12 protein-coding genes are annotated in these 12,817 nt (G+C 60.7%); 2 read left to right on the top strand and 10 right to left on the bottom strand.

What is annotated here, in order from left to right; genetic code table 11:
- Positions 1–31 precede the first annotated feature (31 nt).
- The 9 genes from glgA to K0P33_RS17425 all read right to left on the bottom strand — a co-directional run bounded on the left by glgA (position 32) and on the right by K0P33_RS17425 (position 10,191).
- Positions 32–1,585 (bottom strand): glycogen synthase GlgA, encoded by a 1,554-nt coding sequence (gene glgA, locus K0P33_RS17465; RefSeq protein WP_094950095.1) that lies wholly within the window; start codon positions 1,583–1,585, stop codon positions 32–34.
- A 515-nt stretch (positions 1,586–2,100) separates the two neighbouring features.
- On the bottom strand, positions 2,101–3,054 hold the full coding sequence (locus K0P33_RS17460; protein WP_242150010.1) for a D-2-hydroxyacid dehydrogenase family protein: 954 nt from the start codon (positions 3,052–3,054) through the stop codon (positions 2,101–2,103).
- Positions 3,055–3,080: 26 nt separating this feature from the next.
- Positions 3,081–4,094, bottom strand: coding sequence for an alpha/beta hydrolase (locus tag K0P33_RS17455; protein WP_094950093.1), 1,014 nt, complete (start codon positions 4,092–4,094; stop codon positions 3,081–3,083).
- A gap of 103 nt (positions 4,095–4,197) precedes the next feature.
- A complete protein-coding gene (locus K0P33_RS17450) occupies positions 4,198–5,211 on the bottom strand; it encodes an alpha/beta hydrolase (RefSeq protein ID WP_242150008.1) in 1,014 nt (337 codons plus the stop codon).
- A 217-nt stretch (positions 5,212–5,428) separates the two neighbouring features.
- Positions 5,429–5,869 carry a YqaA family protein gene (locus tag K0P33_RS17445; protein WP_094950091.1) on the bottom strand — a complete coding sequence of 147 codons (441 nt, stop codon included), beginning with the start codon at positions 5,867–5,869 and terminating at the stop codon, positions 5,429–5,431.
- A 3-nt stretch (positions 5,870–5,872) separates the two neighbouring features.
- Entirely contained in the window at positions 5,873–6,319 is a 447-nt protein-coding gene (locus K0P33_RS17440; protein WP_094950090.1) for a DUF411 domain-containing protein, read from the bottom strand.
- Between the two features lie 98 nt (positions 6,320–6,417).
- Positions 6,418–6,876 (bottom strand): SRPBCC family protein, encoded by a 459-nt coding sequence (locus K0P33_RS17435; protein WP_094950089.1) that lies wholly within the window; start codon positions 6,874–6,876, stop codon positions 6,418–6,420.
- 90 nt (positions 6,877–6,966) lie between these two features.
- The gene (locus tag K0P33_RS17430) at positions 6,967–8,961 is read right to left on the bottom strand and encodes a methyl-accepting chemotaxis protein (protein WP_242150004.1); all 1,995 of its coding nucleotides are present in this window, start codon (positions 8,959–8,961) and stop codon (positions 6,967–6,969) included.
- A gap of 234 nt (positions 8,962–9,195) precedes the next feature.
- A complete protein-coding gene (locus K0P33_RS17425) occupies positions 9,196–10,191 on the bottom strand; it encodes an aldo/keto reductase (protein ID WP_242150001.1) in 996 nt (331 codons plus the stop codon).
- A gap of 118 nt (positions 10,192–10,309) precedes the next feature.
- Between K0P33_RS17425 and K0P33_RS17420 the strand changes: the two genes are divergently transcribed.
- A complete protein-coding gene (locus tag K0P33_RS17420) occupies positions 10,310–11,221 on the top strand; it encodes a LysR family transcriptional regulator (RefSeq protein WP_242149998.1) in 912 nt (303 codons plus the stop codon).
- Here the strand turns inward: K0P33_RS17420 and K0P33_RS17415 are convergent.
- Complete coding sequence (locus K0P33_RS17415) at positions 11,218–12,123, bottom strand: AraC family transcriptional regulator (RefSeq protein WP_242149995.1); 906 nt, start codon at positions 12,121–12,123, stop codon at positions 11,218–11,220. The two genes, K0P33_RS17420 and K0P33_RS17415, sit on opposite strands and share 4 nt — an antisense overlap.
- Before the next feature lie 102 nt (positions 12,124–12,225).
- On the opposite strand from K0P33_RS17415, the gene K0P33_RS17410 reads away from it, so the two are divergent.
- Positions 12,226–12,786, top strand: coding sequence for a carboxymuconolactone decarboxylase family protein (locus K0P33_RS17410; protein WP_242149991.1), 561 nt, complete (start codon positions 12,226–12,228; stop codon positions 12,784–12,786).
- Positions 12,787–12,817 lie beyond the last annotated feature (31 nt).

Below are 12,817 nucleotides of genomic sequence, written 5' to 3'. Positions count from 1 at the left end.
CTATGAAGCCCTCCCTTGGTTTTTTATGTGGCTATTTAGTTGATTTCCCCAGTGCCTTAGCCACTAACTGTTCGTACAGCTCGGCGTAGGGTTCCACCGCCTGGCACCAGTTGAATGGCTGGGTCATGGAGCGGCTGCGCATGGCGTTGAGCAGGCCTTTGTTGGCAAACACGCGGAACGCGCGGCTCAGCGCCTCTTCGTAGCTCTCTACGGTGGATTCATTGAACAGGAAGCCGGTGACGCCATTTTCAATGGTGTCCGCCAGGCCGCCGGTATTACGCGCCACCGGCAACGAGCCGAAGCGCTGCGCGTACATTTGGCTCAGGCCGCACGGCTCATAGCGCGAAGGCATCAACAGGAAGTCGCTGCCGGCGAACATGCGCCGGGCGTCGGTTTCATTAAAGCCGATGCGCACGCCGACTTGGCCGGGGAAGCGCAGGGCCAGTTCACGCATGGCGTGTTCTTCTTCCGGCTCGCCGCGACCGATAATCGCGATCTGGCCGCCGTTTTCGACGATAAAGCTGCTGACTGCTTCGGTCAGGTCCAGGCCCTTTTGATACACCAGGCGCGAGACCACGGCGAACAGTGGCCCAGTGGATTCGTGCAGGCCGAACAGCTCGCGTACATGGGCAGCGTTGACGGCCTTGCCGTCCCAGTCACCGATGTTGAAGTTGTGGGTCAGGTGAGCGTCGGTGGAGGTTTCCCAGCTTTCGTCGATGCCGTTGGGAATACCACTGAGCAGGCCTTGCTGGGTCTTGCTGGCGAGGAAGCCATCAAGGCCGCAGCCGAATTCCGGGGTGGTGATTTCCTGGGCGTACGTGGCGCTCACCGTGGTGATATGGCTGGAATACGCCATGCCGGCCTTGAGGAACGACATCTTGCCGTAGAACTCCATGCCTTCTTGTTGCAAGGCATGCGGCGGAATGCCCAGCTCCGGCGTGGACGCCAAGCTGACCACGCCTTGATAGGCGAGGTTATGAATGGTGAACAAGGTTGGGGTGCGTGAACCACGCCAATGCATATAGGCCGGGGCCAGGCCGGCAGGCCAGTCGTGGGCGTGCACCAGGTCCGGGCACCAGTGGATCTGCGCGAGGTTGGCGGCCATGTCGGCGGCGGCCAGGCCCAGGCGGGCGAAGCGAATATGGTTGTCCGGCCAGTCGCGGCCGTTGTTGGCGCCGTAGGGCGTGCCTTCGCGCTCATAGAGCTCGGGGCAGATCAGTACATAGATGACCAGGCCATCCTTGAGGTCCATGCGCCCGATCTTGCACGGCGGCAGCGCCGCGTGGCCGCCCAGTTCGCCGATGATGTGGATGGGGTTGTCGCTTTCCATCACCTGCGGGTAACCCGGGATCAGCACGCGCACATCATGCAAGTGGGCCATGGCACGGGGCAGGGCAGCGGACACGTCGCCCAAACCACCGGTTTTCACCAAGTCGGCGAACTCGGAAGTGACGAACAAGACTTTCTTTCGATTGGGGTTACTCACGATCGGCCGCACAGTGTTGGGCAGGTCGGCCAAAGATGTTGGCCCCCCAGCCGGCTGACTAAAACGCTCTCCCTGAGTATCTACTGCAGCACTGATCATAGCTCTCTCCCACATATTTGGTTGGCTAATGGCTCGCTGCCATTAGCTCCGATGACCGCATCCTGCGGCCAGGCGCACAAGCACTGTACAAACTGGCAAGGCGTATGCCAGTTGCACGATTAGCCTAAAAAGAGTGGATGAACGGGCATTTGGCGTGAACCGCGTGCACTCGCCTCCCTTAAAAACTGGACCTATGGCAGAGTTGGAAAGTTTCGATTTTTTGCGGGGTTTTTGTTTTGGAACGGACCCATCGGTCATGAGTCTAGGACAGATCCCAGAGCCTGTATGGTTTATGTGGGAATTTTGTAGGACAAAAAACTTGTAACGGGAGATGGACTGGTTATTAGGCGAGGCGAGTAATGCTGTGGCGAGTGGGCTTGCCCTGCGTTGGGGCGCGAAGCGGCCCTAAAATCGGCATCCTCGGTACAGCAGGTACACCGAGAGCACATTAATGGGAGCGCTTCGCACTCCAACGCAGGGCAAGCCTGCTCGCCACAAAATGGTGCGAAGCAGGATCAGTCGAGCACGCGAACGGGCGTGCCGCTGGCCCAAGCCTGAATATTTTCAATCATCTGCTGGTAGAACTGCCGGTAATTCTGCTCGCTCACATACCCCACATGCGGCGTGGCCAACACAGTGGGCAGGCGCCGGAACGGATGATCAACCGGCAGTGGCTCTTCGCTATAAACGTCCAGCGCCGCCCCGGCCAAGCGCCCGGCGACCAACGCAGCGACCAGCGCCTGCTCATCCACAATCGGCCCGCGCGCGGTATTCACCAAGCGCGCAGTCGGCTTCATCCAGCCCAGCGCTTCGGCATCCACCAGCCCACGGCTGCGATCGCTGAGCACCAGGTGCACGGTGAGGATATCGGCCTGTTCAAACAATTGGCGCTTGCTGACCCAGGTCACGCCCGCCTCAGCCGCACGCTGCGGCGTGAGGTTTTCGCTCCAGGCAATCACGCGCATGCCGAAAACCTGGGCGAACTGCGCGACTTTCTGGCCAATGCTGCCCAACCCGAGAATCCCCAAGGTCTTGCCGTACAGGTCGCCACCCAGGCCAACCTGCCATCCGCCGTCCCTCAGGGCATTGGCTTCCTGCAGCAGGTTACGGGTGCACGCCATGATCAGCGCCCAAGTCAATTCCGGCGCCGCGTGTTTATAGCTGTCAGTGCCGCAGACCTGAATGCCCAGGGCCTTGGCGGCCGGAATGTCGATGGTCGCATTGCGCATGCCCCCGGTCACCAGCAGCTTGAGCTTGGGCAACCCCTGCAGCAGGGCTTTGTCGAAGGTTGTGCGCTCGCGCATCACGCAAATGACCTCGAAAGCCTTTAACCGCTCGATCATCACCGCGGTATCCGCCGGGTAATCGTGCAGGAAGTGCACTTGGCCCGCCGCGTCCAAGGCCGACCAATCCACCACGCCACTGGCCACATTCTGCCAATCATCAATGACTGCGATCTGTACCGACATTCACGAGTACCTCGAATAAAGTTGGATTAAAGGGCGTTCAAACCCTTTAGCAGGGCTTTATTGAACTGAGCCGGTTCCTCCATCTGCGGTGCATGCCCAAGCCCTGGGAATTCCACCAGGGTTGCATGGGGGATCAGCTTGGCCACTTGCTTACCCAGCACGTCGTAATGACCGAGCTTGGCCTTGACCGCAGGCGGCGCAATATCGCTGCCGATGGCGGTGGTGTCGGACGTGCCGATCAGCAGCAAGGTGGGCATCTGCACATCCTTGAACTCGTAGTACACCGGCTGGGTGAAGATCATGTCGTAAATCAGCGCCGAGTTCCAGGCGACCTGGGTGTGCCCCGGGCCTTTATTCAGGCCGGCGAGCATGTCGACCCAGCGGTCGTACTCGGGCTTCCAGCGCCCGACGTAATAGGTGTTAAGTTCGTACTGGCGGATGCCTTCGGCGCTGAGTTTCAGCTCGCGCTCATACCATTGGTCGACGCTGCGATAGGGCACGCCCAAGGCTTTCCAGTCTTCCAGGCCGATCGGGTTGACCAGCGCCAGTTGCTCGGTTTGCGCCGGGTACAGCAGCGCGTAGCGGGTGGCGAGCATGCCGCCGGTGGAGTGGCCGACCAGGGTGGCTTTTTGAATGCCGAGTTTATCCAGCAGTTGGTGGGTGTTGATCGCCAGTTGCTGGAAGCTGTATTGGTAGTGGTCGGGCTTGCTGGAGGTGCAGAAGCCGATCTGGTCTGGCGCGATCACGCGGTAACCGGCGTCGCTCAAGGCTTTTATCGACGCGTCCCAGGTGGCACCACAGAAGTTCTTGCCGTGCATCAGCACCACGCTGCGCCCGTTGGCCTTGCCCTTGGCGGGCACATCCATATAACCCATCTGCAGGGTTTTGCCTTGGGACTGGAAGTTGAAGTGCTCGACCGGGTAGGGGTACTGGAAGCCTTGCAGCTCAGGGCCGTAGGCCGGGCCTTCGGTGGCCGCAAAGACCGCAAGGGCGCTGCCGAGCAGCAGGCTGGCGGCGCACAGTGAACGGATCAGCGTCATGGGTCAGGCTCCGGAGGCAACAGTGTCCGGATGCTGTGGCGGGGGGATTAAGCGAGGATTAACGGGGCGCGGCGAAATGCGTCGACGCCCCGTACTAGACGGGTTAGAGGGCTTTCAACCCTTGCAGCAATGCCGCGTGAAACTGCTCAGGGTCTTCGACTTGCGGCGAATGGCCCCGGTCGGCGAATTCCACCAGCGTTGCGCGGGGAATCAACTTGGCGACGTGCTTGCCGAGTACTTTGTAGTTGCCGATTTTTGCACTGACTTCTGGTGACGCCAGGTCCCGGTTGAGGGCTGTGGTGTCGGAGGTGCCAATGAGCAGCAGGGTTGGCACCTTCAAGTCCTTGAACTCGTAGTACACCGGCTGGGTGAAGATCATGTCCCAGATCAACGCTGAGTTCCACACGACTTCTTTCTGGCCAGGGCCGTTGTAGAGCCCCACCAGCATGTCTACCCAACGATCGTACGCAGGTTCCCAGCGCCCCAGGTAGTAGTTGGTCTGTTGATAGCTACGCACGCCTTGGTAGGTCAATTTGCTGTCGGCCAGCGCCCATTGGTCGACGGTGCGGTAGGGCACGCCGATGGCTTTCCAGTCTTCCAAGCCAATGGGGTTGACCATCACCAGCTGTTCGGTTTGCGCCGGATACATCAGGGCGTAGCGAGTGGCGAGCATGCCACCGGTGGAATGGCCCAGGAGTGTGGCCTTTTTAATCCCGAGTTTATCCAGCAGCTGATAGGTGTTAAGTGCCAGTTGCTGGAAGCTGTATTGATAGTTCTCAGGTTTGCTGGAGGTACAGAAACCGATTTGGTCCGGCACCACCACGCGGTAACCGGCGTCGCTCAGAGCCTTGATCGAGCCTTCCCAGGTAGCGCCGCAAAAATTCTTGCCGTGCATCAGCACAATGCTGCGGCCGTTTGGTGTGCCCTCAGGCTTCACGTCCATGTAACCCATTTGCAACGATTGGCCTTGGGACGAAAACTTGAACCGTTCGACCGGGTAAGGGTATTTGAACCCCTGCAGCTCGGGGCCATAGGTGGTGTCTTTGCCGGTGGCGCAGCCGGTAAGGGCTGCTACGAGTAACAAACTGCTGAGATAGAGCGTGCGCGTCAGTCGCATGGGGTGACTCCGAAATCAAAAGCCGGATGCTGTCGGGGAACAATTAATCGAGGATTAACTGATTTGGGCACTCGGTAGACACAGGCAAAACGCCCTAAAAAACAGAATATTCCTACCGGAAAACTGCCACGTTATCGGGCGTATGAGTCGCAAATTAGAGGCCGGCAACGATTGCGTCTAGCTGTCAGATTTGACAGTTGCGACCAACGGTCAGCCGTTATGAAGAGGCGAGCTGGCTCAGCGTCAGCACCGCCAGCACCGCGTATCGGGCGCCTTTTGCAACACTGACCAGCAGCAGAAAACGCCAGAACGGCTCGCGCATCACCCCGGCCACCAAGGTCAGCGGGTCGCCGATAATGGGCACCCAACTAAGCAACAGTGACCAGTGCCCCCAGCGTTGATAGTGCCGGCTAGCCTTTTCCAGGTGCCGGGGGCTGACGGGGAACCAGCGCCGCGCCTTGAAGCGCTCAACAGAACGCCCCAGCCACCAATTAACCACCGAGCCCAGCACGTTGCCGACGGTGGCGATCGTGAGCAGCACCCACAGGCTGTAATGCCCGCTGATCAACAGGCCCACCAGCACTGCCTCCGATTGCATCGGCAACAGCGTTGCAGCACCGAAGGCGGCGAAGAATAGGCCCAGGTAACCCGCGAGCATCAATCAACGAGCCGGGTAGTCGGCCACCACCACGTCTTTACCCTCACGGGTCAGGCCGATGACCTGATAAGCGTCGCTCATACCGTCCATTTCCATGCCCGGTGAACCCATGGGCATGCCCGGGGCGGCAATGCCGAGCAAGTCGTCACGCTTGCGCAGGGCCATTACCTGCTCGGCGGGCACATGGCCTTCGACGAACTTGCCGTCGATCACGGCGGTATGGCACGAGCCCAGGCGCGGCGCCACGCCCAGGCGTTGTTTAACCGCGCTCATGTCGGCTTCCACATGGTCGTTGACCTTGAAGCCGTTGCTTTCCAGGTGGCTGATCCACTTTTTGCAGCAGCCGCAGTTGGCGTCGCGGTGCACGTCGATCGGGATCAGGTCGGCCGCCTGGGCCAGGGTGGAGGTGAGCAGGGCGCACAGCAGCGCCAGTCGCACGGGGGTTTTCATAGCGTGTCTCGTGAGCAGGAATGGCGGCGATCATGACGGCGTCATCGCAGGCAAGCCAGCGCCCACACGGGGGTGGGGGCGACGTTAATGTTTCAAGATTATACGACGGCTGCGTTTTCCAACCGCTGCTTGAGCTGGTCCAGCGCGATAGCAGAAAGCTCGGCCATGCGCTCATGCAAGGTGGCGAGCTGCAACTCGGTTTCGTAGGTCAGCACGCGTTTGAACAGCGTTCCGCCGCGATGGGCTTGCAAGAAGTACTCAATAGAACCGTCCACCGCGAGGGAGGTAAACACGGTTTTGAATTCACTCGGGCGGCGGGCGATCTGCACGCGGTAGCTCATGGGCACGCGCACGCCCAGCAGGTCGATGACTTCGGTAAAACGGGTGCCGACCGGCAGTGAACCGGTGGTGCCGGTGTCGGCACTCAGGGAGGTAGGGTGCCACTCGTGCCAGCGGTCGGGCTGGGTCACGTAGTCGTAGACGACTTCGATCGGGGCTTGGATGAAGCGTTCCTGGCTGATCCGCTCCATGCGGACAGAATGATCAGCAGCGTGCATGACACACCTCCTGTGTGGCGAGATCTCGCACTGGGAGCTGTCAGAATAGTCCCACTCCCGTGGTTTGCACGGGAGTGTTTCACTCATTTATCAGCGAACCTTGAAACGGCTCATCAACGCAATCACCCGGCCATTGGCATCCAGCAGGCTTTGCGTATTGGTTTCAGTGGCATGGCCACTTTCCACCAGCTCTTCAACCATATGTCGGATCTGCACCATGCTGCGGTTGATCTCCTCGGTTACCGCGCTTTGCTGCTCGGCGGCGGTGGCGATCTGGGTGCTGAGGTTGTTGATATGGCTGACCGAGCCGGCCATCTCATCCAAACCGGTGTTGACGCGTGCCGTGGCATCCGCCGCCGATTGGCAACTGGCCTGGGTGTTTTCCATCGCCGTTACCGACGAACTCACACCGGTGGTCAGGCGCGCCAACATCTCGTTGATCTGCGAGGTGCTGGCCTGGGTGCGTGCGGCCAGCGCTCGGACTTCGTCGGCCACCACCGCAAACCCACGGCCTTGCTCGCCAGCGCGCGCCGCTTCAATCGCGGCGTTGAGTGCCAAGAGGTTGGTCTGGCCGGCAATCGCGCCGATCACGCCGAGGGTTTCAGTGATACGCGCGGCGTCCTGGCGCATGTTTTCCACGGTATGGGTAGCGCTGGCGACTTCGCCGATCAGGGCGGTGACGCTGGTGGAGGCTTCACCCACCACCACACGGGAGCGGTCGGCGTGTTCGTTGGCGCGTTGGGTGAACGACGCGGTTTCAGCGGCGTTTTGCGCGACGGTGTCGGCGGTGGAGCTCATTTCGGTGATGGCCGTGACCGTCTGATCGGTCTCCGAGGCGTGCCGTACCAGAATCTGGTTAGTGTGCTCCGAAGTCTGCTGCAATTGCTCAAGCCCCGAGGCCATGGCGCCCGTGGCCTGAGTGACTTCGCCGATCATGTTTTGCAGGTAGATGATAAAGCGGTTCACCGAGTGGCCGATGGCGCCCATTTCATCTTCGGCACGGATGGTGATGCGCTTCGTCAGGTCGGCATCGCCGGCAGACAGCGCGTCGATATTGGTGCGCAGCGACTTCATGCGTTGCACCAGTTGGCGAATCGCAAAGAACGCCAGCAGTACCAGCAGCAACACCATCGGGATTTGCAGCAGCGCCAAGCTACCGAGTACATCATCACGCTGGGCGGTGATCAGCGAGGTAGGCAGGGCGGTGGCGAGGAACCACGGCGTGCCCTCGATCGGGCGCATGTAAAAGGTGCTGGACACGCCCTGGTTGTCGAACTCACTGCGCTGCAGCGCCTGGTCGCGATGGGCGAGGGCCTTGCTGACATGGGCGGCAAACGCCGAGGTGCCGGTCAGTTCGCTGATGTTCTTGAGCACCACTGGGCTGCTGATGCGCGTGCTGTTGCTGATGATCTTGCCGTCGCCTTCGACGATCAGCATCTGGCCGCCGATGTCTTTTTCCTTGTTGGCCACCAGCTCATTGAAAAAGCCCAGGGTCACGTCGATGGTGGCGACGCCGTAAGCCGCGCCGTCACGCTGAATCGCCATGGCGCAGTTGGTGCGCGGTTCCTGGCTGGCGTCGTCTTTGTAGGCAGCCGCCCAGGCGCACTGGCCGCGCGGCGAGGCGAGGCCGCCTTTGTACCAGCTCTGGTCGTAGTAATTGGGCGCGGCGTCGCTGTTCCAGAAGGTATTCACGGCCAGCTTGCCCGAGGCATCGCGGTGCCAGAACGTGCTGTGTTTGTTGCGCCCCGGCGTGCGCTGGTTGGGCAGCGGCCAGATGCCACCGCCGAAGACTTTCAGCTCGCCATACTGATCCACCAGGCCGGGCAGCACCTTGTCGATGGCGTCACTGTCGAGCAGCGGGATGGTTTGGGTGATGCTGCGTTGCTGGGCTTGAACCTTGTTGAGTTCGCCCTGAATCTGCACAGCCACCTCGGCGATGCGGTTGAGCACCACCTGTTCTTCGGTGTGTTTTAGCGTGGGGGCGACCAACTGGCCGATACCCACGACGGTTAACACTGATAGCACCAGGACGAACAGCACCAGAAACAGGGTGTAGCGGGTTTGAATGGAGCGTAGTGGGGTCATGGGGTCGTCCTTACGAAGCATTTATTATCGACGCGGCTTTGTTAGAGCTTCGTCGGGCTATCGGCTTGGTAAGGAAGAGCTTGAGGTACTATTGTACAAAGTTGAACGGTTGACGGCGTCCTTTCCCACATGGGCGGCTAAGCCACCCTGTCGGAGGGGATTTAAACGCCGGCTTTGCCCGGCGTCACCTCAGTGAAAGCCGAGCCTTGGCTGCGGCGCCAATGATCATTGGCGCTATTGGTTCACCAGGCCCATCCCGGCCTCGGGGTAGCGTGAACCGGCCGTAGCGCCCGCCTCGAAGATCGATGCCAGTGCTGACAGCTCAGCAGCACTCAGCGTGACATCCACTGCCGCCACGTTCTCTTCGAGGTACTTGCGCTGCTTGGTCCCGGGGATTGGGATCAGGTAATCGCCCTGCGCGAGCACCCACGCCAACGCCAGCTGCCCGGCTGTGATGCCTTTTTCAGCGGCCAGCGTCTTGACCCGGTCCACCAATCGCAAGTTTTTTGGAAAGTTCTCCCCCTGAAACCGTGGGCTGGAGCGGCGGTAGTCGTCGGCGGCGAAGTCATCCGGGTTTTTCAGGGCGCCCGTGAGAAAACCTCGCCCCAACGGGCTGTAAGGCACAAAGGCGATGCCCAGGCGTTGGCAGGCTGCCAGGCAACCGTTGTCTTCCTGGTCGCGGCTCCACAGCGAGTATTCGCTTTGCAGGGCGCTGATCGGATGCACCTTGTGCGCGCGCTCCAGGCTGGCGGCCGAGGCTTCGCTCAGGCCCAGGTAACGCACCTTGCCTTGCTTGACCAGTTCGGCCATAGCGCCGACGGTCTCTTCGATGGCCACTTGGGGGTCGATGCGGTGCTGGTAGTACAGGTCCAGCGTTTCCACGCCCAGGCGTTTCAAGGTGCCCTCAATCGCCTCGCGGATATATTCAGGGCGGCCATTCACGCGGCGCACTGTCGGGTTCGCCGGGTCACGCACAAAGCCGAATTTGCTCGCCAGGAACACCTGGTCGCGTTTGCCAGCGATGGCTTTGCCGATCAGCGTTTCATTGGTGTGGGGGCCGTACATGTCGGCGGTGTCCAGCAGGGTGACGCCCAACTCCAGCGCGCGGTGCAGGGTGGCGACGGCTTCCTGGGTATCGCTGCCGGTGGTGTAGAAGTCGGTCATGCCCATGCAGCCGAGGCCGATGGCGGAGACTTGAGGGCCGTTCTTGCCGAGTTGACGGGTGTGCATAGGTTCAGCTCCTGGGTTGCGAAGGCCTCTATTGTTATCCTCGACAAAACCGAGATAAACCGGCTAAAAGCGCTATCACTGTTCGTAAATTCTAAATAATGGCGGGAGGCGTCGTCCCTTGGACCGATTCAACGCGATGCGCGTGTTCACCCGGATTGTTGAGTTGGGCGGGTTTGCCAAGGCGGCCGACAGCCTGCAACTGCCCCGGGCGTCGGTGACCATCCTGATCAAACAGCTGGAGGCTCATCTGGGCGTGCAACTGTTGCAGCGCACCACACGCCAAGTCAGTCCGACCCTGGATGGCGCCGCGTACTACCAGCGTTGTGTGCAATTGCTGACAGACCTGGAAGAAACCGAGGCGGTGTTCTCCGTCAGCCGCCAGAACCCGCGCGGCACCTTAAGCATCGACATGCCCTCGGGCATCGGTCGGCTGATCGTGATTCCAGCGTTACCGACGTTTACGGCGCGCTACCCGCACATCGCGTTGGAAATCGGCCTTAATGACCGCACAGTTGACCTGATTCGCGAGGGCGTGGACTGCGTGCTGCGCGGTGGCCTGGCCCTGGACGAATCGCTGGTGGCCCGGCCTTTGGCGATGATGGACCAGTTGACGCTGGCCAGCCCCGACTACCTCAAGCGTTTCGGTGTGCCCGCTACAGTGGACGACCTGGCTGGCCATCAAATGGTCGAGTACGTGTCCAGCGCCAGCGGCAAACGCTTCGGCCTGGAGTTTCAGGTGGGCACCGAACTGCGGGAGATCAACCTGCCCAAGGTGGTTGCGGTGAACAGTTCCGATGGTTATTTCGCAGCGTGCGAGGCTGGCTACGGGTTGATCCAGGCGCCGTATTATCACGCAACACGTCAACTGGCGCAGGGCACGCTGGTGGAAGTGCTGGCTGAGGTTGTGCCGCCGAGGATGGCCTTGACTGCGCTGTACCCGCCGCATCGCCAGTTATCACCGCGGGTGCGGGTATTTGTCGATTGGCTGGTGGAACTGTGCGCGCAGCCGGGTATTGGCTTGCAACGCTAGCCTTGAGCCTTGCGATAGGCGCCGGGCTGCTGCCCGGTTACCTTGTGAAACGCACGCGTAAACGCCGCCACCGATTGGTAACCCACCGCCAGCGATACATCGGCCACGGTCTGGTCTTGCTTGAACAGCTGGCATGCATGCCGCATGCGCATCATCAACAGCACTTGCCCCGGCGATTGCCCACACAACTCGTTAAACCGTTTGAAAAACGCCGAGCGCGACAGCCCGGTGCAAGCCGCCATGCTTTCCAGGGTCCAAGGCTCTGCCGGGCGCGCAATCAATTGCTCCAGCAGGTTGGCGAACGTCGGTTGCCGGGCCAGTGCAGCCAGGCCGCCAAGCTCGGCGTTATCGAGCACTTGCTGGCGCAGCACATACAGAAACAACAAGTGGCAAAGACGTTCGAGCAAGGCGGACGAGGGCGCCGGGCTACGCTCGCACTCTTGCAGGATCAGTTCGAACAGGTTGCGCGCGGCAGTCAGCGAAGGGTCGCCAGCGCGCAGGATGATCCAGGCGGGCAGGGTGTCGACAATCATGGCCGACAGGCCGGAATGAAAGTGGAAGAACCCACATACCAGGCCCGCGCCGTCATTGGCGGCGCTGTCCAGCGCGAGCATCGGCCGGCGCGGGCATTCCCGTGCGACCGCCGCCGTTGCGGCGCCAGACAGCTGGTAAACCAGGTCACGCAACAGAAACACCGCGTCGCCATTGTTCAAGTGTTTCGGGTCAGGTTCACCGTCAATATGCAACCAGCACTGGCCTTGTACGATCAGGTGGAAACTCGCGCTGGCCAGGCCATGGGTGCTCGCATGCCAGCTGCCACAATAGCGGCCCACATGGAACAGGCTGGTGTTGAGTTCGAGGCTGTCTAATAACCAATCGACAAGGGCACTGGACGAATTCATCTAACGGAAAGACTCTAGAGCAAGTAATCGCTACTTTAGACTATTGAGGCGATTTTTTATAACCAACAGACTGGGTACACGAACCCATCAGGAGACCACTCCATGTCCCGTGTACCGTTGCTCACCCCTGAAACCGCGCCGCAAGCCGCGAAACCGTTCCTGGAAAACGCTCTGAAAACCTCGGGTTTTATCCCTAACCTGCTCGCCGTACTCGCCAACGCACCGGCTGCGCTGGAAACCTACGTCACCGTGTCCGGCCTCAACGCCAAGTCCGAACTGAGCCTGGCCGACCGTGAAGTGGTGCAACTGATTGCCGCCACCACCCACGGTTGCGACTTCTGCGTGGCCGGCCACACCGCTGTGGCGCGCAACAAGGCCAAGCTGCCGGAGGCAGTGATCGAAGCCTTGCGCCAGTTGGGTGAGTTGCCAGATGCGCGCTATGAGACACTCGCCGCCTTCACCCGTGAAGTGATCGCCACGCGTGGTGATGTCAGCGACGCAGGTTTCGAGGCATTTCGCGGCGCCGGTTACACCGACGGCCAGGCCCTGGAAGTTATTTTGGGCGTAAGCCTGGCAACCCTGTGCAACTTCGCTAACGTGTTTGCCCGTACCCCGCTGAACCCGGAGCTGGCGCAATACCGTTGGGAAAAACCGGCGAGCTGAGGCGCACACGCGCAGGTGTTGGTCCCCACGC

Source organism: Pseudomonas sp. ArH3a (assembly GCF_022648765.1).
In the GTDB taxonomy this organism is placed as follows: domain Bacteria; phylum Pseudomonadota; class Gammaproteobacteria; order Pseudomonadales; family Pseudomonadaceae; genus Aquipseudomonas.
This window is presented reverse-complemented; position numbering and strand designations above follow the sequence as displayed.